This is a genomic window from Paenibacillus arenilitoris (genome assembly GCF_014705655.1).
GTDB lineage: Bacteria > Bacillota > Bacilli > Paenibacillales > Paenibacillaceae > Pristimantibacillus > Pristimantibacillus arenilitoris.
Genome location: NZ_JACXIY010000002.1, coordinates 170,189 through 191,475 on the forward strand (window position 1 = coordinate 170,189; position 21,287 = coordinate 191,475).

Sequence of the window (21,287 nt, forward strand, 5' to 3'; positions counted from 1 at the left end):
GAGAATATGTATATAAAAACATTGCGTTCAGACCGAATTTATCAAAAAGTTGCCCAAGCCCCGCCCGAGGAAAAGCTTGAATTATTCAGAAACGAAATGATGGCTCCCTTTATGAAACAATGGCAAATTCAACAGATCCCTTTCAGAGCCGAAGAGGCGAACGGTTTTGACGTTATTGCGTTTAATAGTATGACGCATCGATCCCCGGATCAGATTACCCGGCAAATTTCACCTGAGGTAGAGTTGATTTCGTCGGATTCTTTTTGGTCACAGTGCGAGCGCGCTGTAACGAAAAGCCTCCGTCTATTTATAGAACATGAAATAAGTCTCCCCGTATCCGAATATTTGTTTACCATTCAACTAGGGAATCCGGAAAGCCGTGCCTTGGCAATAAACGAAGGATATAGCGGCTTTGGAGGCATTCCCGGGTTTATCTGGGGTACACTCTTGCCGAACGAGTACACGATTCCTCGAATGAAGGCAGCGCTGGCGCACGAATGCAACCATAATGTGCGATACCAATTCATTCAGTGGGATCACACCGTTAATTTGGGCGAGCTAATCGTAAGCGAAGGATTAGCCGAAAACTATGCGACGTTCCTATTCGGAGAAGAATTGCTCGGCCCTTGGGTAACGAGAACAAACGCAGAAACACTTAACAGGCGCATAAAGCCCGTGCTTAGAGAGCAATTGCAATTAACCGGGTTTGATCAATTTGCTCCGTACCTTTACGGTGACGAGATCGCCAAACTTCAAAACTTCAAACCGGTCAATATGCCTTATAGCGCCGGCTACGCTTGCGGATACTATTTAATCCAATATTATTTAAGAAAAACAGGAAGAACGATCTTTGAGGCCACCATAACGCCTGCTGCTCAAATACTAGACGAAGTAAAAGGATTTTGGGATGAAGAAACCATTATTAACGGTTAATGATATTGTTCAGATTACAGGCATTACAGGTCGGACCCTGCATTATTACGATAGAATTCATTTATTTAAACCGACGCATCTGACGGAAAAAGGGTATCGCCTGTATGATCGAAGCAGTCTGGAAAAACTTCAAACGATTTTGTTCTTAAAGGAATTGGATTTTTCCTTGAAGGAGATTGCGGACATTTTGAAGCTGACCAGGCAAGAACAGAAACAAATCGTAAGCAAGCAGAGACAAACCTTATTAGCGAAAAAACAAAGACTAGAAACCATCATGGCAGCTCTCGAAGAATACGTTTCGGGAAATGATATTAGTCATTTGCAAATCTTCAATAGTTCTTTGCCATTGAAAGAACAATATGCAAACGAAGCGAGATTCATTTATGGCGAAACAGAGGCGTATAAAGCGTTTAATGAAACGTTGGAAAAGTTATCACCAGATGAAAAAGAGGAACGTTTTTCGTCCATGGAGGAAATATTCAAACAAATTGCGTCCTGTTTCGATCAGGATCCTTCCTCCGATGAAGTTCAGCGATTAATCGAGGAGTGGAAAAAAAATCTAATGCAATTCATGACATGCGATGCGGAGTTACTGGCTTGCATTGCCCATACCTACAAATTCGATGCGCGATTCAAAAACTATTTTAATCAATATGGCAACGAGGATTTAACAGATTTTCTTTACAATGCAATCATGCATAATATCAATCGGTAAACATCTCAATGAATGGTAATGCTCGACTGCCGTTCTTAAACCAACTACGCGACGACTCAATAATTTAATGATCAGCGAATCACGTTAAATGACAACAGCGGCAGTCTAAGACTATTTTATCAAGTCTTGGTCCGCCGCTGCTTTTTTGATTGGATCAGTCTAAAACTTATTTTTCAAAAGCTGACGATTCTTCAATTCTTTTCACCGAACATTAAAATCGTAAAATTTTAAGGTTAGCATATTGACATATTGATATGACGAATATAGTATATTAACTGTAAGCGCTTTACTTGCGAACGGCGCTGGACGAATAGGATAAGGAGAGTGGCGATGACGAACAACGTGAAGGCGGCAATTTGGGGAACGAGGGCGGAGCGGGCTCAGCGGGCGCTGGATGTCCGGTTTTGGAATCCGGCGATCGGGATGTACGACATTAAGACGCCTTGCCCGGACGGATCGTGCAATACGATTTTTCATTATTGGTGGATGGCCCATGCGGTCGAGACGCAGGTGGACGGGTGGAACCGCACGGGCGATCCTTTTTTCAAAGCGCGATTGGCGGCGTTCCATGAAGGCATCCTGCGGCGCAACGGCGGCAAGTGGCCGAACAATCTGTACGACGACATGGAATGGATGGCGATCGGCTGGCTTCGCGCGTACGCGATCGGGCAGGACGAGGCGTACAAGTCGGCGGCGCTGACGCTTTGGGATGATATCAAGACGGGCTGGAACGATCATATGGGCGGCGGCATTGCCTGGCAGAAGACGCAGCTGGATTACAAGAACACGCCAGCCAACGCTCCCGCCGCCATATTGGCGGCCCGCCTGCACGCCGCCTTCGGCCGGGACGAGGATTTGGAGTGGGCCGTTAACCTTTATGAATGGCAGAAGAACAACCTCGTCGATCCGGCTACCGGATTCGTATGGGACGGCATGAACCGGCTCGGCGACGGCGCCATCGACAAGGACTGGAAGTTCACCTACTGCCAGGGCGTCTTTATCGGCGCCGCGGTCGAGCTGTACCGCTTGACGGGCGACGGGGATTATTTGAGCGACGCTATCCGGACGTGGCGCGCGGCGATCGACGTGCTGGCCGAGCCCGGCACCGGCTTGCTGCCTGCGGAGGGCAGGGGAGACGCGGGCTTGTTCAAAGGGATTTTCGTCCGTTACGCGGGAGAGCTTGCCCTCGCGATGGAAGACGGGCGCGAAGTCGCGGCGGAGCTGACCAAAAACGCGGAGGCGTTATGGGAGGCGGTCTCGGGCGAGGAGGACGCCCTGTTCGGGCTGCGATGGGACGAAGCGCCGTCCGGGGACGTGGAGCTCAGCTCGCAGCTAAGCGGCATTATATTGCTGGAGACGGCGGCGCTGCTCGAGAAGTCGGGGCTTGCGTAAAGCGAAAAGCGCTCCGTTCTTGCCGGCATGATGCGAATAGACGGAATGAAGCGGATGCCTTTGCGGGCAGGCCGCTTTTTTATCGTCTCTACCTGTTCGCATCGAAGAGTTGTTCGGGACGGTTACCTGCGCCGTCCTTTTTTGGCTTAAACCGGCAGCTGCATTTTCGGTGCCGCACGGAGGAATCCGGACGTCCCGCCCCTAATATAATAAATATTCACGAAGGGAGAGGATGTTATGGCGGCTAAAGCTTTGAACGTTCTGATCGTCGACGACGAAATGCCGCTGCGGCAGGAGCTGCGCTTATTCCCGTGGGAGGAATGCGGCGCGGTATTGATCGGGGAAGCCGGCAACGGGGAGGAGGCGCTGCAGCAAATCGAGTCCCAGGCGCCGGACGTCGTCGTCACGGACATTACGATGCCGATCATGGACGGCATTACGCTTATACGGGAGCTGCGGCGGCGGCATCCCGCCGTTCAAATCATATTGCTGACCTGCCACAGCGATTTTCGTTACGTGCAGGAAGCGCTCCGCCTCGGCGCGCTCGAATATTTGCTGAAGGTGTCGATGGACGAAGTGGAGATGAAGCAGGCGCTCGAGAAGGTGAGGGCGGCCATCGCCAAGGATCGCCATTCCCGCGACAGCGAGAAATCCGAGCGCCGGCTGCAGCAGGCGGCGCTGTTCGGCAAGCTGCTGCACGGCCGCGAGCCGGACGAAGCCGAATGGCGGCAGCTAGGCCTGGACGGAACGGGACGGCGCGTCCTGGCCCGTATCGTCCTGCACGCGCCGAATCCGGCCTACGTGGCGGCGAAGCAGCGGCTGCAGCATGCGCTCAACGACATCGAGGGAACGGTCGGAAGCGGGATAAGCTGGCTGTCGGTGACGGAAAAGGAATATTTCGTGCTCCTTCCCGCGGATGAGGCGGGCGACGCGCAAGCGGAGACGATGCGCGGGATATTGCAAGCGCTGACGGCGTGCCTCGAGGAGGGGCTTCGGGAAGCGGAGCATGCGGCGGCGGCTCACGCGATCGTAAGCGGTCCCTTCGCAGGCGGCAAGGAGCTCGCGCTTGCGCTCGCGCGCACGAACGAATGGAAGGAAGCGCTGTTCTACGACGGAGCGGACGCGGGCGGCGTCTTCGCCGGAAGTCCGCTGCCGCTTGCCGACATGACGGATAAGCACGCCAAGGAGATGCAAGAGATGCTGCGCAAATCCGGCCGGTCGCCGGAAAGCCTGAAGGATTGCCTGCAGAACGGCTTCTTCGAATGGTGCGCGGAGCGGCGCTTCCGTCCGCAGCAGCTGAAGCAGCGCATGCTGGGCTGGCGGGTGGACTGGCTGAAGGCGCAGGACGCCGCAGGCCTCGGCGGCGCCGGCATCGAGCGTCTGCTAGAGGCCGGCACGCTGCGGGAGATGACGGCGGCCTTGCAAGGCGAGATCGAAGCGATTGAAAGCGGATCCAGGCGTCCGCGGTTCGAAATCCGCGCCGCGACCGAGTGGATCCAGGAAAACATGAAGCAGCCGATCTCGCTGCCGATCCTTGCCGAGCATGTCGGTTTAAGCCCGCAGTACGTCAGCCGCCTGTTCCGCGAGGAGACCGGCTATTCGGTGGGCGAATATATAACGCGCCTGCGCATGGAGCGGGCGGTCGAGCTGCTGCGCGGCACGAACAAGAAGGTATACGAGATCGCGGAGGAGGTCGGCATTCCGAGCTACCGTTATTTTACGGTTACGTTCCGCAATTGGACGGGGGTATCTCCGACGGATTTCAAACGACAGCACTAATCGGATCAGCCATTCTAACGCGGGGAAGTGGGAACATGTCGAAGCTGCTCGGCTGGTACGGCAGACTTGGTCTTGCGACCAAGCAATTCATCTACCTATTCATCGTAACGCTGCTGCTTGTCATGGTGCTCGCCTGGCGCAATCTGAACGAGGCGGAGAGCCTTCTGCGCAATCAGGTCGTACGCGACGCCGAGCTGCTTGTCGGCCGGACCAACCAGTACATCGACGCCAGCCTCGACAACGTCGAGAACATGCTGCTCCTGCTCTCCACCCGGGCGGACCTGCTCGAGCCGGGCAACGAGGAGCAAGCGTTCGATACGCTGCGCAAATTCGCGAATTACAACAATTCGCTCGCGAAGTCGCTCTATATTATCCGGGCGGACGGCCAAGTACTCGCCAATACGCAGGTGTATTACGAGATTATCGGCAACCCCAAGCTGCCGGAGCTATATGAGCTCGCGCTGCAAAATTACGGCGCCATCAACGTGAGCGAGCCTTATTATTCGCCGATGTCCGGCCATACGCTCGCCTACGTGCTGCCGGTGACCGACGAGAAGAAGCAGGTCAAAGGGGTCGTCGCGGCCGAGCTCAACCTCGATTCGCTGACCGAGCGCATCGCTCCGATGATCTATCAATCGTACATTTTGTTCTCCAAGGACGGCAACATCATTAACCGGCTCGATTCGCGGGACAAGCTGCTGCCTATCCGCCAGGGCGAATTCCCGCCCGTGCTGCAGGACGGTTTCCGGGAGCGGCTCTCCGACCTTAAGGTCGGGGTAAGCAGCATACGGGGCGTATCGGATAAGCCGCTCGTGGCGGTGAAGACGACGACGAACCGGCTTGGCTGGTCGCTCGCGGCGTTTATCGAGGAGGAATACTTCTACAAGGATTTGCAGCAGCTCAATTACAACTACAGGACGGCGAGCGTCGTGTGGGTGATCATCCTTTTGTTCAGCGCGTTCTTGCTTAGCCGCTCGTTCACGAATCCGATCCGCCGCTTCGTCGAGAAGATGGATCGTTTGAACGACGTGCAGGTCGTGGCGAAGCTGCCGGTGACGAGAAAGGACGAGATCGGGAAGCTGACGCAAAGCTACAACGCGATGCTCGAGCGGATCCAAAGCCTGCTGCAGAAGACGAAGTCGGCGGAGGAGCAGAAGAAGGAATACGAGCTCAAAATGCTGAGAAGCCAGATCGCTCCCCATTTCCTGTACAATACGCTCGCTTGCATCAGCAGCCTGGCGAGGCAGCAGCGGACGGACGAGGTGCGGGAGACGATCCGTTCGCTCGTGAAGCTGCTCGCCTTCAGCTTCGACAAGCAATCGGAATACGTGTCGATCGAAGAGGAGCTGGAAGGGCTGCGCATGTATATGCACATCCAGCAAGTGCGGTACGGGGAGCAATACCGGTACCGCCTCGATCTCGATCCCGGCCTGCATGCGTACCGGATCTTGAAGCTAACGCTGCAGCCGCTGGTCGAGAATGCGCTGTTTCACGGCATCGCGCCTCGGAACGGCGGCCAAATCACGATCAAGGGCAGGCTGGAACGCGGGATCATCCGTCTCTACGTCCGCGATGACGGCGTGGGCATGTCTTGCGGGGAAGCGCGGCGCCTGCTGGACGAGGAGCGCGAGCAGGAGCGTTCGAAGTACCGGTTCACCGGCATCGGACTGCGCAACGTGCACGAGCGGATCCGCATCCATTACGGCGAGCCGTACGGGCTGCGGATCGGAAGCGCGCGGGGCGCCGGGACGGTCATCCGCGTCGCGATTCCCGCTTTGACGGAGACCGACGAGCAGATGGGCGTTCTGAGTTAAGGCTTGCCATGGCGGTCGGGCGGAGAACAGCCACGTAGCAGAATAAGGGAAAAAAACGGCGTTATGCAGCCTTTTTCCTCGCCAGGACACGAAATAGCGGAAAGATATGGCGTTATTCAGCCGCTCATCGCCCTACGGAGCCTTAATCGATAGGAATAAGGCCAATCGTTTCCCTTATTTGCCGTTAGCCCAGCATAAGCTAATGAAATAAGACCATAAATGACCGTTATTCGCAGCACGGGCTGCACAAATCGGAACAAACCGGGCCGTCTCCTACCATCATCGACGATGGTAGCGGCGGCTCCTTATTGTTTATTTCGTTACATTATTTACGTTTTTGTGTATATCGGACCAGCAGGGGGGCGATTTATACTTAATTCAAGAAATGGAAGCGCATTCATCAAAGGAGGGAATCTATGAGAACGGGTCAACTCGAAACCAACGCCCCTCGCATGCAGCCCGCTTCGCAAACGAAACTGCAATCGGCGCTCAAAGCGTTTTGGCGATTTCGGGCGTTCTACGTCATGCTGCTCCCGGGCGTCATTTACTTTATCGTCTTCCGGTATTTTCCGATGTACGGGGTCATCATCGCGTTCAAGGACTTCTCGATCATGGACGGCATTACCGGAAGCGCGTGGGCGGACCCTTGGTTTAAGCATTTTCAAGCGTTTTACGAGTCGCCGTACTTTAGCCAACTCTTAACGAATACGCTGCTGATCAGCTGCTATAAGCTGATATGGGGCACGTTCCCGCCGATCATCGTGGCCATCCTGCTGAACGAATGCCGGATCAGATGGCTCAAGTCGATCGTGCAAACGCTTACGTATATGCCTCACTTTTTATCCTGGGTCATTATTTTCGGCATTCTACTGACGCTGTTCTCCCAGAACGGGGGCCTCGTCAACCGGTGGATCGTGGAGATGGGCGGCGAATCGATTCCGTTCCTCACTTCCACGGAGTACTTCCGAAGCATTCTCGTCGGGTCCGAAATCTGGCAAAATCTAGGGTGGGGCGCGATCATTTACCTGGCCGCCATGGCGGGCATCGATCCGACGCTCTACGAAGCGGCGAAGGTGGACGGCGCGAGCCGAATGCGCATGATCTGGCATATTACGCTTCCCGGCATCCGCAGCATCATCGTCCTGCTCTTCGTGCTGAAGCTCGGCCATTTGCTCGACGCGGGCTTCGATCAAATTTATATTTTGTACAACATTCAAGTGTATCCGGTCGCCGACATTCTCGACACATGGGTTTACCGGACCGGCCTGCAGCAGCTTAATTTCAGCCTCGCGTCCGCGGTCGGGTTGTTCAAGTCCGTCATCGGGCTGATCCTGGTGCTCGGCGCGAACCGCGTCGCGAAGAAATGGGGCGAGAGCATATGGTAAGAAGCTGGGACGATAAAATATTCAATACGATCGTATACGTCATCCTCGGCTTATGCGGGCTGGCGGCGATCCTGCCGATTCTGTACGTCGTATCGGTATCCATCACCCCCTTCGGGGAAGTGCTGCGCAACGGCGGGTTCATTCTGTTCCCGAGGGAAATTACGTTCTCGGCCTACCGCACGCTGCTGACGGAGTCCAATATTCCGTCGGCTTTCCGGGTCACCGTGCTCATCACGGTCATCGGGACGGCGGTCAACATCGTGCTGACCGGCCTGATGGCCTATCCGCTAAGCCGCAAAAACTTGCCGGGAAGAAACGTCTTTCTTCTGATGATCGTATTCACGCTGCTCTTCAGCGGCGGCCTCATTCCGACTTACCTGGTCGTCAAATCGCTCGGGCTGCTCGATTCGATCTGGGCGATGATCCTGCCGAACGCCATCTGGAGCTTTAACGTGCTCATCATGAAGAGCTTCTTCGAGGGGCTGCCCGAGGAGCTGTTCGAATCGGCGAGAATGGACGGCGCCAAGGAATTCCGCATCCTGCTGCAGATCGTCGCGCCGCTGTCGATACCGGTGCTGCTCACCGTCGGCCTGTTCTACCTGGTCGGCCACTGGAACGAGTTTTTTCAGGCGATCTTCTACGTGACGGACCGGACGCTGTTCCCGCTGCAGGTCGTCGTCAGGGAAATTCTGATGCAGAGCCAGCAGCCGCTCGAGAACGCGGAGAACATGATGCCGACGCAGACGATGCAGATGGCGTCCGTCATGATCGCGAGCCTGCCGGTCATTATCGTCTATCCATTTCTTCAGAAGCACTTTACGAAAGGCATGCTGCTCGGCTCCATCAAAGGTTGATCTAGGCGCTGCGCGGATAACTGGCCAGCCGCGCGGCCTCTATTTTCAATAGCTTGCTTATTGAGAGGGGACATGAAGATGAGAAAAGTGTACAGCTTGATCCTGACGGTTACGATGCTTGGCGCTATGCTAGCCGGTTGCTCCGGCGGAAGCGGAAACGGCAACAACACGGGAGGCAATACGCCGCCGAGCGACGCTTCGCAGCCGAGCAACGACGCCGCCGAACCGACGGGGGAGGCGAGCGGGAAGTCGATTAAGCTCGAGGTGATCGAAACCGGCAACAACCTGCCGTCTCCGGACAAGGACATGATCAAGCAAGAGCTCGATAAAGCGCTCAATATCGATCTGAACCTGACCGTCTATCCTTCCGGCGACGATTACAAAAACCAATTGAACGTCCGCATGGCTTCCGGCAACTTTCCGGATCTGTTCATGGTCGACCGCCAGCAGCTCATCCAATTTTCCAAACAGGGCCTGCTGCTCGATCTGACGCCGTATTTGGATAAACTGCAGAAGACGGTCGATTTCATCGGCGAGGACAGCGTCAAGAAAGGGACGGTGGACGGGAAAGTGTTCGCGGTATCGAAATCGCCGCAAATCCCGTACAACACCTATTGGATCCGCAAGGATTGGCTGGATAAATTGCAGCTCGCCGTGCCGACGACGATCGAGGAGCTGGCGAAAGCCGCCGAGGCGTTCACGAAGCAGGATCCCGACGGAAACGGCAAGCCGGATACGATCGGCCTGACCGGCGGCAAGCTTGGCGCGTTCGGGCCGGTATTCGGGGCGTTCGGCGTCGGCGGGCCGGGCACGTTCTACGAGAAGGACGGCGCGATCGTCAATTCCTTGTACGATCCGGCCATGAAGGACGCGCTAACGTTCATTCAGCAGATGGTCGCCGCGGGCTCGGTCGATCCCGAGCTGCTCGCCAACAGCGGACTGCAGCATCAGGAGAAGGCGATCAAAGGACAAGCGGGCATCGTATATCTCGACTGGCCGAACATGACGAAGGAGCAGTTCGTGGAGCAGATCAAAACGGTCAATCCGAATGCCGAGTGGCTGCAAATCGCGGCGCCGGCAGGTCCTGGCGGGCAGTTCGACGGCACGTGGGACATCGGCGCGTCTCCCGGACGGTTCGCGATTCCGAAGGCGCTCGAGAAGGATCCGGAGAAGCTGCAGCGCATCTTCGACCTGCTGAACTATATTTCGGACCCGGCCGGCGGCTCGATGCTCGTGCAGTTCGGGGTGAAGGATACGCATTACACGCTTGAAGGCGACGTGCCGAAGATGACGGATAAGGCAGGCGAGGTCGGGCACTCCTGGCTGTACCAGTTCACGGGAAGGCCGGAGATGGAATATTTGCAAGCCAAATTCGCCCTGCAATCGAAGGAGATCCAGTTCTCGAACGACCAGCCGCGCATCGAGACGCTGGGCGGCTTCATCGACAATCCGGAGGGCTATAATCCGGCCGACGGGGACCGTTATATCGAAGAGGAGTTCGCCAAGTTTATTTACAATAAGCGGCCGATCGCCGAGTACGACGACTTTGTCAAGACGCTGGAGTCCTCCATGAATTACAAGGCGCTCATGGACAGCGCGACGGAGCAGTTAAAGGCGCTCGGATTCGGGGGCTAATCCCGCTTAACAAGAAAGAGGCTATCCAAAAAGCAGGTTGCTTGCTTGATTGACGATTCGCTAAATCGTAAAATCGGAAATGGCGATGCCAGGGAATTATCCCCCGGCATCGCCATTTCCGATTTTCTGCCGGTTTGAATGATGCTTCATGCGTCTAAATCGCCTCGCGCATCGTGATCTGCCATCAGGCAGCGCTTCTCGTTCCGAAGCATCAATCGCAGCATTTCCGCTTGGCCTGCCCCATACGCACAAGAGGATTGACAGCGCTATCACCGATTCAGTATGATGAACCCGATGAGAGGAACGGGCATGAATCAGCCAGAATGTTCAACTACTTGTAAACGCGCGTTCACAAATTCGGGTCAAGGATGGTGGAACGGCAGTGACGGAAACGTTAGGATCAAACATTCAGCAAAGCAAGACGGTCAGCTTTCTTAAGGCGGTGGATATCGAAACGGGCGAAATCGAGCTCTTGGCCGAATTCGGCGAGCTGATCGAAGCGCCGAATTGGACGGGCGACGGGAAACGGCTTATTTATAACAGCAAAGGGCTGCTCTATTCGTTCGACCTTGAAACGCGGGCAAACAGCGTGATCGATACCGGCTACGCGAGCCGGTGCAACAACGATCACGTTCTCTCCCCGGACCATACGCGCATCGCGGTCAGCCACCATACGCAGGAGGACGGCCGGTCGCGAATCTACGTGCTGCCGATGGAGGGCGGGCATCCGACTCTCGTCACGGCGCTTGCGCCGAGCTACCTGCACGGCTGGTCGCCGGACGGCAAGACGCTCGCTTACTGCGCGGAGCGGGCCGGGCAGTACGACGTCTACGTCATCCCGGCCGAAGGCGGCGTCGAGACGAGGCTGACCGATTCGCCGGGCTTGAACGACGGACCCGAATACTCGCCGGACGGCAATCATATTTGGTTTAATTCGGTCAGGACGGGCCTTATGCAGGTGTGGCGGATGAACGCGGACGGCAGCGGGCAGACGCAAATGACGTTCGAGGAGAGCAACAGCTGGTTTCCGCATGTTTCTCCCGACGGTCGGCATGTCGCCTATATTGCCTACCGGAAGGGGGACGTTGCGCCAGGCGACCATCCCGCGAACAAGGACGTCGAGATCCGCCTCATGCCGAGCGGAGGCGGCGGCTATCGGACGCTGGTCAGTCTGTTCGGCGGGCAGGGGACGATCAACGTCAATTCCTGGTCGCCCGACAGCCGGCGGATCGCTTTTGTCAGTTATCGGCAGGCGGAATAAGGAAAGGTTGAAAATAGAGGGGCAGTCCCTAAGCCATAACGGCTTGCAGGGCTGCCCCTTACTTTCATGCTCGTCTTCAGCGCGGCAACGGCTTTATCGGATCCTGGCTCCTTCAAAGCGCGTCAAGCTTTCCGGAAGGATGCCGATGCTGCCTCCGGGAGCAGTTCCGCTGAATCCAATGAAGACTTGCACGGAATCTCCCGCGTTTAACCGCAGAAGGCCGGACGCGTCGATGATTCCCGCCGCGGTGCTGAAAACTTCGAAATCCGTAATCGCTTGATTCGTTCCTATCACTCTAATGGTCAGTTGGACGTTAATTGGAGGCGTTGCAGTAACGAGAGCGAAAGTGACTGCCGCGCTTAACGAGTAGATGCCGCTTTTTCTCGGACGGAACGTCGACGTGAGCGGGTTATATTCCCTATTGACGTCAAAATCTTCATTTTGAAAAAGAACCTGGACGGACGGGCCTCCGGCGGTCACGGTTTGAACTTGGCTTGCGGTCGCCCGGAATGCGGAGGTCCGTTTGACGGCGCTTTTGCGTACGAAGTGTTTGCACGGTACGCATTTGACCGCCCGTTTCGGCGCGCACCGTTTTTTGGATTTGAATTCGGTCACGATGCTGGCGCTGATCGTTTTCGTCTTTTTGAAGGTGACGGACCGCTTCTTCACGATGTTTTTTCTTACCATCTGTTTGGTCATGACTTATCCCCTCGATCGTCAGATGCACATTAATATGAAAAAGGCTGTTTGCTCATTGTCCGATTAACGGATTCTTGCGCCTTCGAAGCGGGTGAACGTACCCGGGACTATGAAGATTGCTCTTTCTTGCTCCGCACTGAATAAAGCGAATACTTGTACCGTGTCGCCTGCGTTTAACGGAATAATGCCGGCCGCGTCGATCAACCCGCCGAGCGTGAAGGTCTCGAAATCCGAGATTTGTTCGATTCCGTTCACGCGGATGGACAGAAATACATTGACCGAAGTCTCCTCGCCGCTAATGAAGGCAACAGCGGCGACGAGCGAGTATACGCCGCTTTGCTGCGGGCGGAACGTCGAGGTGAGCGGGTTGTACTCATTGTTTATATCCAATACTTCGTTTTGGTAACGTACCTGGACGTCTATGCCGTTGGTCGTTGCGGTCTGAGCCGTACTGGCGAGCGCGCGGAACGCGGAAGTCCTGCCGAGCGCGATTTTCCGGATGACGATTTTGCGGCATTTGCGTTTGAACGCCCGTTTCGGCGCGGACCGTTTTTTGGTCTTGCATTTGGTCGCGATGCGTGTGCTGATCGTTTTCGATTTCGTGAAGGTGACGGAGCGCTTCTTCACGACGCTTTTTTTGACCACCTTTTTGACCATCGTTAATCCCCCTCGTTGATGATGTTGTCGTTAACGGAATCTCGCTCCTTCGAACCGTGTGGCCGAACCCGGGAAGATGCCGATCGGATCGGTACTCCCCGTAAAGGTCGCGAATACTTGCACCCGATCTCCAGCCTTCAGCGGAATAATGCCGGACGCGTCGATAATGCCGGTCGGCGTGTTGAACGATTCGAAATCGGAAATTTGATCCTGCCCGTTCACTCTGATTTCGAGAATGGCGTTAATCGGGCTTGTCGTCACGAAGCCGACGGATGCCGCGAGCGAGTACACGCCGTTCCTTCTCGGACGGAAGGTAGAGGTCCCGGGATTGTATTCTCGGTTGACATCCAAAATTTCCGCCGGAAAACGAAGCCGTGCAGCCGTATTCACCGGTACGGTCTGGCCTGGCTCCGCGAGCGCCCGGAACGCGGAGAATTTGCCGAGGACGCTCTTCTTGCGTTTTCTCCGCCCGCAATCGACCGTTTTGCCCGGCGCGCTCCGCATTTTCGTCGCGTATTTCTTCACGATGCCGGTGCTGACCGTTTTCGTCTTGGTGAAGGTGACGGATCGCTTCTTCACGACGCTTTTCTTTGCATTCCTTCCGCTCAATGCTAATCCCTCCTTGATCGCCGTTTGATTGCCAGGGCGTGAATGCTCGTTGGAATTCTAGCAAATCATCCGACTCTAGCAATAGTTTATTCTATGAAAAATCCGCTTTCGTAGATTGGGCATGCGCGACGGAAAATAGGAAAAGGCGCTTGTCTACCATCGTGTGCAGGCGAAAATCACTGTTTTTTAGTGGAAAACATCGGTTATTTCCCTATTTGGGTCGGAATATTCCGACTATAATGTAGTCGTGGAAAGGGGGCGCATGGACAAGTTCGGCGATTACAGGCATAAACAACTCATTCGCGGAAGGTGATGCAGTAATGAAATTAAAAAATGCCCCGCTAGCGGGAAAACTGTTAAAGGGCGCGCTGGCCGTACCGCTTCTGCTTACGGGCGTCGTTACGGCTTCGGCCGAAGGAATCGACAAGAAAGGCGACGTCGGGCAATCCCGCGGCATTCAGCTGGAATACCTCGACCGCGGCTTGACGGCGGCCTCGACCGCCGACGGCGTTTTTCTAAGCTGGAGGCTGCTCGCCAATGAGGCGACCGGCTATTCGAAAGCCGGCCTGACCGGGGCGAGCTTTCATTTGTACCGCGACGGCGTCAAGCTCGCGACGATCGAAGACAGCACCAACTATTTGGACAAGGACGGCACTTCCGCTTCGCGCTATTATGTAAGCGCTGTCGTAAAAGGGGAGGAGGTCGATCGGAGCGCCGCGGTCGCGCCTTGGGGCCATGCGTATTCCGACGTGGCGCTGAGGAAGCCGGCGGATGGCACGACGCCCGCCGGAGAGGCGTATACGTATGCCGCCAACGACTTAAGCGCAGGGGATGTCGACGGCGACGGACAGTACGAGTTGTTCGTCAAGTGGGAGCCGTCCAATGCGAAGGACGTGTCCCAGGTCGGCTATACCGGCGTGACGTACATCGACTGCTACGAGCTGGACGGAACGCTCAAGTACCGTATCGATCTAGGCGTCAATATTCGTTCCGGCGCCCATTACACGCAGTTCATGGTGTACGATTTCGACGGGAACGGCAAGGCGGAGACGATGCTCAAAACCGCGCCGGGCACGAAGATCATCGCCTACGACAAGCAGGGCGGCGTGAAATCCGAAAAGTACGTCACGATGCCGAAGGAGGACCGGAAAGCCGGATACAGCCATACGGACGATTACCGGATGAGCAGCGCCGATTATTATGAGCGCCTGGTCGGAATGTTCATGGGCTGGACGGACCATCCGGAAGTAAAGAACGGCAGCTGGCCGGCCACGCTCGAGGAGAGCTTCGGCATCGAGCCGGCATACGAATATCCGCTGTCGCGCGTCGATGCGGAAAGCTTGGTCGATTACTTCATGGACGTCTACGCGCCGAGCCGCAGCAGCCGGAACAACTTGCGCGCGTTCGAAGGGTTTATCGTGGACGGGCCCGAATATTTGACCGTATTCGAAGGCGACAGCGGCGCCGAACTGGAGACGGTTCCGTACAAGCCGGGACGCACGGACGACGGTCTGATGTGGGGCGATTACGCGATGGCCAGAATCGAGCCGGGCAATCGGGTCGACCGGTTCCTCGCCGGCGTCGCCTATCTGGATGGGAAAACCCCATCGGCCGTATTTGCCAGAGGGTATTACACGAGATCGACGCTGATCGCCTATGACTGGGACGGCAAGCATCTGAAGGAACGGTGGTTCGTGGACAGCGGCTGGACGCCGATGTCGAATCCGTTCAACGACGGTCCTCACGGCCGGGACGGCGAAGATCCCGTATTCGGCACGATCACGACGCAGGGCGCCCATTCCTTGAGCGCGGCGGACGTGGACGGCGACGGCAGGCACGAAATCGTCTACGGATCGGCGACGATCGACCATGACGGCTCGCTCCTGTACAGCTCGACGGATGTCATGCCGCCGCAAAGCGCGGCGCCGGGCACGACCGCGAGACTGGGCCATGGCGATGCGATGCATGTGACGGATATCGACCCGGAGCGGCCCGGCAAGGAAATATTCATGGTGCACGAAGGCGGGGCTTGGGCTCCGTACGGTTATTCCATGCGCGACGCGGCAACCGGAGAGGTCATCTACGGCGGCTATACCGGCAAGGATACCGGGCGAGGCATGATCGGCGACGTCGACCCCGGCAGCAGGGGAATGGAGACATGGGCGGTCGGCCTGTGGACGGCCGGCGGCGCCCCGCTCGGCTCGAGTGCGCCGGGCACGAACATGAACATCAAATGGTCCGCGGACATGACGACGCAGATCGTAAGCGGCGCCCTTGACGCGACGCCGACGATCGACGATTGGAAGAAGGGCAGGCTGCTGACGGCGGAAGGAACGAGGACGAACAACCATACGAAGGGCAATCCGGGCCTCGTCGCCGATCTATTCGGCGATTGGCGGGAGGAGCTGCTCGTCCGGACGGCCGACAGCTCCGCTATCCGCATGTACATGAGCACGGATGTAACGGACCGCAAGCTGTATACGCTCATGCACGACGCCCAGTATCGGGCGGAGATCGCAAGGCAGAACACGTCATACAACCAGCCGGCGTATACGAGCTTCTATATGGCCTCCGATATCGACTGGTCGCTCGTACCGCTTCCGGCGGTCCGGATGCCGGGCTTGCTGGCGGCGGCGGAGCGCCTGCTGAAGGGGTACGCGGGTTCCGGCGAGCTGACGGGGCCGCTTGCTTCGCAGCTTGCGAATACGCTCAAGCAGGCCATGCGCGATATGGATCGCGGGTCGGCGAGAAATGCGGTGAAAGCGATGGAGAAATTCCTCGATCAGCTCGGCACACCGTCGAAGCGGGATCGCGTCTCCGAGCGCGCGAAGCTGAATTTGTCCTATCACGCCAAGCTGTTCGTCGCGATGCGGAGCGAGTAACGGAACGAGGCGGGCGGCATACGTGCGGCCATTGGCCGATAAGCGAGTAACCTTTAATTAAACCGCAATTTACCTGCTATGTAAATTTTGAATTGCCGGATATTCCCTCCTGTATCGTTAGATTAATGGGAGAGCCTTGATGACTGCCTTCACGGGCAGTCATTTCTCTTTATTCCATTCGATTCCTTGGGTTTTCTTTACAGAACGACCTTTGTAATCCCTTACACCATGAACTAATATGGGGAAGGTTTCAATTAACGGTTCGGTTTAGGGGGGATTACGATTAGTCCGGTCAAGCGTTATTTGTTGTGGGCAAAACCGTATTGGTGGACGATCGGGCTTATTATCGCGCTCGGCATCGTTCAATTCGTCGCGCCGCTGTCGACGCCGATTTACACGCAGCTGCTGATCGACGAAGTGCTGGCCGGGAAAGGGGACTTAGGGCTGTATCCGGTCGTCGGCATCATGGCCGCCATTTTGTTTTTCGGGGTCGTCGTCAATTTTTTCCGGCATTACTGCTCGGCGCTGCTGGGCAACCGAATGATGAAGGATTTGCGCGAGCAGCTATATACGCATCTGCAAAAAATGCCGGTCAGCTTCTATGATCAGCGGCAGGTCGGCGGCATTTCCTCCCGCGTCATCCACGATATCGGCGGCGCGCAAAATTTGATCGGAGGGGGCATCATCAATCTCGTCCTCGATCTGTTCATGGTGCTGTTCGCGGGCTTCCTGCTGTTTCGGATGGACGCGTTTCTCGCGGCGTTGTCGCTGGCGATATTGCCCTTCTATTATTTATCGTTCACCAATATGAACGTCCATATCCGCCTCGCCTGGCGCTCCGTGCACCGGCAGATGGAGCGGATATCCGGAACGCTCGTCGAGCGGATGGCCGGCATTCGGATCGTTCAGGCGTTCAACGGCGAGCGCCAGGAGCAGGAGCGGTTCTCCGGGCAGACGAAGCAGCACTATAAGCATACGCTGTCGGCGCATCTGTTCTCGAACGTGCTCGGCAGGCTGAGCGAGACGTTCGCGCATACCGGCGGCATCGTCATCTGGCTGGTCGGGGGAAGCATGGTGCTCGCGGGGAAGATGACGGCAGGGGAAATCATCGCCTTCCAAATGCTGCTCGGCAATCTGTACGGGCCGATTCAGCGGTTCGCGGACGTGAACGTTACGATTCAGAACTCGATCACGAACATCGAACGGGTCTTCGAGGTTCTGGATGAGAAGCCGTCGATCGAGGAATCCGAAGACGCGATGTCCATGCCGAGATGCGACGGCCATATCGTGTTCCGGAACGTTTCGTACACGTATTCGGCCCGGAACTTGGCGTACCCGCAGAACGGCGGCGGCCCGGCGAATCCGGATTTGGTCGAGCGGGAGAAGGCGCCGAAGCGGTTTTTCTGGAAGCCGACGAGCGTGCGCCCCGTCCCGCCGGAGATTACGATCGAGGAGCGGCAGGGGATCAAGAACATTTCCTTCGAGGCCCGATCGGGCGAGGTCATCGCCCTCGTCGGACCGAGCGGCGCGGGCAAGTCGACGCTGATCAACCTGATTCCGCGATTTTACGAGCCGGCTTGCGGAGAGGTTTACATCGACGGCCGCGACATCCGCGAATATCGTATCGATGATTTGCGGAAGCATATCGCGCTCGTGCTGCAGGACAATATTTTGTTCTCCGGCTCGATCAAGGACAATCTGGTCTACGGCCGGCCCGACGCGACGATGAAGGAGGTCGTTGCGGCCGCGAAAGCGGCCAACGCCCATGAATTCATTACGGATTTCAAGGACGGCTACGATTCCATCATCGGCGAGCGGGGCATGAGATTGTCCGGCGGGCAGAAGCAGCGGCTCGCGATCGCGAGGGCGATACTGAAGGATCCGAAAATATTGATATTGGACGAAGCGACCTCCGCGCTCGACTCCGAATCGGAAGCGATGGTGACGGAAGCGCTGGAGCGGCTGATGGAGGGAAGAACGACGTTCGTCATCGCGCACCGGCTCGCGACGGTCGTGAGGGCGAACCAAATTTTGGTCGTCGACGGCGGCGAGATCGTCCAGCGGGGCAGCCACGGCAAGCTGCTGCGCGAAGGCGGCCTGTACCGGAAGCTGTACGAGCAGCAGCTGAAGGCGATGCGGCCGGAGGAGCTGGCGGGGCTGGCTTAACGACAGGATAGCAAGTTGTAGAAAGGGCTGTTCCACGGCGATGGCGGATCATGTCGTCGCAAGGGGCGGCCTTCGTTTTTTTGCTCGGGATGGAATCGGAATGGTGGGGCGAACCCGATCGTCTAGTCCCGCTGCTGCGCGGAATGGCTTCTCGGAGGCTGAAATCGTGCGATCAGATCTAAAAATTAGATCTGATCCGCCCCAATCGGCGAGATTTTAGGAATCAGGTCTAAAAATTAGACCTGATGGCCGCGCAGCCGAGCAGAACGGCCCCGCCCCGCTAACCATCCTCAGAGCCGATGAACGTTTGAATGAACTTGCGCGGCGAGACGCCTTCGATCTGCTTGAATGCCTTGCTGAACGCGTAGACGCTGCCGTATCCGACCTTCTCGGCGATCGACGAGACCGTCAGCGGGCTGTAGATCATAAGGTCCTTCGCCTTCTCGATCCGGTAGCGCATCTGGAATTGATGCGGTGTCAGCCCGTACTTCTGTTTAAAAAGCCTGGAGAAGTGGAAGACGCTGAGCGTCGCGGTTTTGGACAGCTCCTCGAGCAGGATCGTGTCGTCGAACCGCTCCATGATCAGCGTGGCCGCGGCGTCTAGCGATTTGTGATGCGCGCGGAGCCGGTTCGCCTCGCTCGCCTCCAGCCCTTTGACGATGACGTACAGCAGCTTCAGCACGACCGATTTTTGAAACAGGTAAAAGTCGAGGTCGCGCCGCTCGTACGCGTGGATGAGCTGCTGCAGCGATTTTAAAATTTCGCCGTGGTTCTCGATCCGGATGACGTCCGGGATTTGCAGAACGTTCCCGAGCACGTCTTCGCGGATCCACTTCAGCTCCTGCTCGCTGCATTCCGACCGCTTCTTGTAATTGATCGGAATTTCTTCGAAATCCTCCTCGTGCATCGCATCGAAATGAATGTGGGGCATCCAGCATTCCCCCTCCGAGCCGATGAATTCATGCTCCTTGCCCGGCTTGAACAGAACGACGTCGCCCGGCCCGATCGTATGCACCGTATCGTCGATGCGGATGGTGAGGCCGCCTTTCTCCAAGTAAAGCAGCTCGTAGTCGAATATAATGCGGGCCTTCAGCCGCATTTCGGTCTCGCGGTGGTTCCAGGCTCTGCGGACATTCGGGGACAGCTGCATGAGCAATGATTTTTTAGAAATGGGAAGCGCTTCCACGAAATCACTCCAATATAGCAAGATTGGATAAATAATAACAAGTTCAAATAAAGAAGTCAAAAATGAACTGTGATAACATAAGCAATGTAATCGTTAACACGAAATTGAGGTCAGACGTCAAATAGCATCTTCTATTATATTATGACCGCCTCATCGCAGGAAACGCGAGGCCTGATCGCACAGACAGCCGAACGACTTTAAACGCATGGAAGGAGCAATCGAACATGAGTCAATTCAATGGACTTGAAATGGGGATCGGAAGCCTTGCCCGAGTGTCGAACGCCGTAACCCGCTCGATCAGCGCGGAAAACTTCAACGGGGAGAAAGGGAAGGGCGGCATGGCAACCGAAGGAACCGGCGCCAATTGCGCTCGCGACCTCGGCGTAGGCTGGAAGGTATCCCCTTCCGTCGAGATCGGACCAGGCGAAACGTTTACGATGGCGGCAATCGACGGCCCCGGCGCGATCCAGCATATATGGCTTACCTGCTTCCCGTCGCATTGGCGCAACATGATCCTCCGCATGTACTGGGACGGCGAAGAGCAGCCTTCGGTCGAAGTGCCGCTAGGCGATTTCTTCTGCAACGGCTGGAACGAGCGGGTCAACGTCAATTCGCAGCCGGTCGCCGTTAATCCGGCCGGCGGCATGAACAGCTACTGGCTGATGCCGTTCCGCAAACATGCAAAGATCACGGTGGAGAACAAAGAATCCGACAAAGTCGTGCTGTATTATCAAGTCGACTATACGCTCACGGACGTGCCGGACGACATGGCGTACTTCCACGCGCAGTGGAGAAGATCGAATCCGGTCGCTTACAAGGACGTTCATACGATTTTGGACGGCGTGACGGGCAAGGGCCATTATGTCGGAACGTACCTCGCTTGGCAGGTGAACAATACCGGCTGGTGGGGCGAAGGCGAAATCAAGTTCTTCATGGACGGCGACAAGGAATTTCCGACGATCTGCGGAACGGGGACGGAAGATTACTTCGGGGGCGCGTGGAACTGGGAGCATCCGATCGGGCAATATTCGACCTATTCGACGGCCTATCTCGGGATGCATCAGCTCATTAAGCCCGACGGGCTGTACCGCAGCCAGACGCGCTTCGGCATGTACCGCTGGCACGTCATGGATCCGATCCGCTTCGAGAGCGACCTGAAGGTGACGATCCAGGACCTCGGCTGGCGCTCCGGCAGAAGGTATTTGCCGCAGCAGAGCGACATCGCTTCCACGGCGTTCTGGTACCAGCTGGAGCCGCACGCGCCGCATCCGGAATTGCCGGGCAACGACGAGCGGGAAGTTATTTAAATCCTAACCGGCC

At 56.5% G+C, this 21,287-nt stretch carries 16 protein-coding genes; 12 read left to right on the forward strand and 4 right to left on the reverse strand.

All coding sequences use genetic code 11. The features are described from left to right. The first annotated feature begins 6 nt into the window (after nucleotides 1-6). From IDH41_RS02175 to IDH41_RS02215, 9 genes are all read left to right on the forward strand, one after another. Entirely contained in the window at nucleotides 7-933 is a 927-nt protein-coding gene (locus IDH41_RS02175; protein WP_190857872.1) for a DUF2268 domain-containing protein, read from the forward strand. Beyond that, nucleotides 908-1,648, forward strand: coding sequence for a MerR family transcriptional regulator (locus IDH41_RS02180; protein WP_190857874.1), 741 nt, complete (start codon nucleotides 908-910; stop codon nucleotides 1,646-1,648). The genes IDH41_RS02175 and IDH41_RS02180 overlap by 26 nt, the downstream gene beginning before the upstream one ends. 330 nt (nucleotides 1,649-1,978) lie before the next feature. Next, nucleotides 1,979-3,040, forward strand: coding sequence for a glycoside hydrolase family 76 protein (locus IDH41_RS02185; RefSeq protein WP_190857876.1), 1,062 nt, complete (start codon nucleotides 1,979-1,981; stop codon nucleotides 3,038-3,040). Nucleotides 3,041-3,277: 237 nt separating this feature from the next. Further along, a complete protein-coding gene (locus IDH41_RS02190; RefSeq protein ID WP_190857878.1) occupies nucleotides 3,278-4,819 on the forward strand; it encodes a response regulator in 1,542 nt (513 codons plus the stop codon). Nucleotides 4,820-4,854: 35 nt separating this feature from the next. Then, nucleotides 4,855-6,633, forward strand: a complete 1,779-nt coding sequence (locus tag IDH41_RS02195; RefSeq protein ID WP_190857879.1) for a cache domain-containing sensor histidine kinase — start codon at nucleotides 4,855-4,857, stop codon at nucleotides 6,631-6,633. 452 nt (nucleotides 6,634-7,085) lie between these two features. Further along, on the forward strand, nucleotides 7,086-8,018 hold the full coding sequence (locus tag IDH41_RS02200; protein WP_397327373.1) for an ABC transporter permease: 933 nt from the start codon (nucleotides 7,086-7,088) through the stop codon (nucleotides 8,016-8,018). After that, entirely contained in the window at nucleotides 8,012-8,872 is an 861-nt protein-coding gene (locus IDH41_RS02205; protein ID WP_190857883.1) for a carbohydrate ABC transporter permease, read from the forward strand. Before IDH41_RS02200 ends, IDH41_RS02205 begins: the two co-directional genes overlap by 7 nt. 78 nt (nucleotides 8,873-8,950) lie before the next feature. After that, nucleotides 8,951-10,507 (forward strand): extracellular solute-binding protein, encoded by a 1,557-nt coding sequence (locus IDH41_RS02210; RefSeq protein WP_223829373.1) that lies wholly within the window; start codon nucleotides 8,951-8,953, stop codon nucleotides 10,505-10,507. A 382-nt stretch (nucleotides 10,508-10,889) separates the two neighbouring features. Further along, nucleotides 10,890-11,768, forward strand: coding sequence for a TolB family protein (locus IDH41_RS02215; protein ID WP_223829374.1), 879 nt, complete (start codon nucleotides 10,890-10,892; stop codon nucleotides 11,766-11,768). A gap of 93 nt (nucleotides 11,769-11,861) precedes the next feature. On the opposite strand, the gene IDH41_RS02220 is transcribed toward IDH41_RS02215, so the two are convergent. The 3 genes from IDH41_RS02220 to IDH41_RS02230 form a co-directional block, all read right to left on the reverse strand. Continuing rightward, nucleotides 11,862-12,467, reverse strand: a complete 606-nt coding sequence (locus IDH41_RS02220) for a hypothetical protein (protein ID WP_190857885.1) — start codon at nucleotides 12,465-12,467, stop codon at nucleotides 11,862-11,864. A gap of 63 nt (nucleotides 12,468-12,530) precedes the next feature. Next, nucleotides 12,531-13,124, reverse strand: a complete 594-nt coding sequence (locus tag IDH41_RS02225) for a complement C1q domain-containing protein (RefSeq protein WP_190857887.1) — start codon at nucleotides 13,122-13,124, stop codon at nucleotides 12,531-12,533. A gap of 30 nt (nucleotides 13,125-13,154) precedes the next feature. After that, nucleotides 13,155-13,733 carry a complement C1q domain-containing protein gene (locus tag IDH41_RS02230; protein ID WP_190857889.1) on the reverse strand — a complete coding sequence of 193 codons (579 nt, stop codon included), beginning with the start codon at nucleotides 13,731-13,733 and terminating at the stop codon, nucleotides 13,155-13,157. 320 nt (nucleotides 13,734-14,053) lie between these two features. Here IDH41_RS02230 and IDH41_RS02235 point away from each other — a divergent pair, with 320 nt between their 5' ends. After that, nucleotides 14,054-16,615 carry a rhamnogalacturonan lyase gene (locus IDH41_RS02235; RefSeq protein ID WP_190857891.1) on the forward strand — a complete coding sequence of 854 codons (2,562 nt, stop codon included), beginning with the start codon at nucleotides 14,054-14,056 and terminating at the stop codon, nucleotides 16,613-16,615. A 306-nt stretch (nucleotides 16,616-16,921) separates the two neighbouring features. Beyond that, a complete protein-coding gene (locus tag IDH41_RS02240; RefSeq protein ID WP_223829375.1) occupies nucleotides 16,922-18,781 on the forward strand; it encodes an ABC transporter ATP-binding protein in 1,860 nt (619 codons plus the stop codon). Between the two features lie 280 nt (nucleotides 18,782-19,061). Here IDH41_RS02240 and IDH41_RS02245 read toward each other — a convergent pair whose 3' ends face one another. Beyond that, nucleotides 19,062-19,967: an AraC family transcriptional regulator gene (locus tag IDH41_RS02245; RefSeq protein WP_190857893.1), complete on the reverse strand. Its 906-nt coding sequence runs from the start codon at nucleotides 19,965-19,967 to the stop codon at nucleotides 19,062-19,064. A gap of 224 nt (nucleotides 19,968-20,191) precedes the next feature. On the opposite strand from IDH41_RS02245, the gene IDH41_RS02250 reads away from it, so the two are divergent. Further along, nucleotides 20,192-21,274: a glycoside hydrolase family 172 protein gene (locus IDH41_RS02250; RefSeq protein WP_190857895.1), complete on the forward strand. Its 1,083-nt coding sequence runs from the start codon at nucleotides 20,192-20,194 to the stop codon at nucleotides 21,272-21,274. Nucleotides 21,275-21,287 lie beyond the last annotated feature (13 nt).

Excerpts from the sequence above, each read along its gene's own strand:
- IDH41_RS02175 (WP_190857872.1), top strand. The coding sequence starts at position 7 with ATGTATATAAAAACATTGCGTTCAGACCGAATTTATCAAAAAGTTGCC.
- IDH41_RS02180 (WP_190857874.1), top strand. The coding sequence starts at position 908 with ATGAAGAAACCATTATTAACGGTTAATGATATTGTTCAGATTACAGGC.
- IDH41_RS02185 (WP_190857876.1), top strand. The coding sequence starts at position 1,979 with ATGACGAACAACGTGAAGGCGGCAATTTGGGGAACGAGGGCGGAGCGG.
- IDH41_RS02190 (WP_190857878.1), top strand. The coding sequence starts at position 3,278 with ATGGCGGCTAAAGCTTTGAACGTTCTGATCGTCGACGACGAAATGCCG.
- IDH41_RS02195 (WP_190857879.1), top strand. The coding sequence starts at position 4,855 with ATGTCGAAGCTGCTCGGCTGGTACGGCAGACTTGGTCTTGCGACCAAG.
- IDH41_RS02200 (WP_397327373.1), top strand. The coding sequence starts at position 7,086 with ATGCAGCCCGCTTCGCAAACGAAACTGCAATCGGCGCTCAAAGCGTTT.
- IDH41_RS02205 (WP_190857883.1), top strand. The coding sequence starts at position 8,012 with ATGGTAAGAAGCTGGGACGATAAAATATTCAATACGATCGTATACGTC.
- IDH41_RS02210 (WP_223829373.1), top strand. The coding sequence starts at position 8,951 with ATGAGAAAAGTGTACAGCTTGATCCTGACGGTTACGATGCTTGGCGCT.
- IDH41_RS02220 (WP_190857885.1), bottom strand. The coding sequence starts at position 12,467 with ATGACCAAACAGATGGTAAGAAAAAACATCGTGAAGAAGCGGTCCGTC.
- IDH41_RS02225 (WP_190857887.1), bottom strand. The coding sequence starts at position 13,124 with ATGGTCAAAAAGGTGGTCAAAAAAAGCGTCGTGAAGAAGCGCTCCGTC.
- IDH41_RS02235 (WP_190857891.1), top strand. The coding sequence starts at position 14,054 with ATGAAATTAAAAAATGCCCCGCTAGCGGGAAAACTGTTAAAGGGCGCG.
- IDH41_RS02250 (WP_190857895.1), top strand. The coding sequence starts at position 20,192 with ATGAGTCAATTCAATGGACTTGAAATGGGGATCGGAAGCCTTGCCCGA.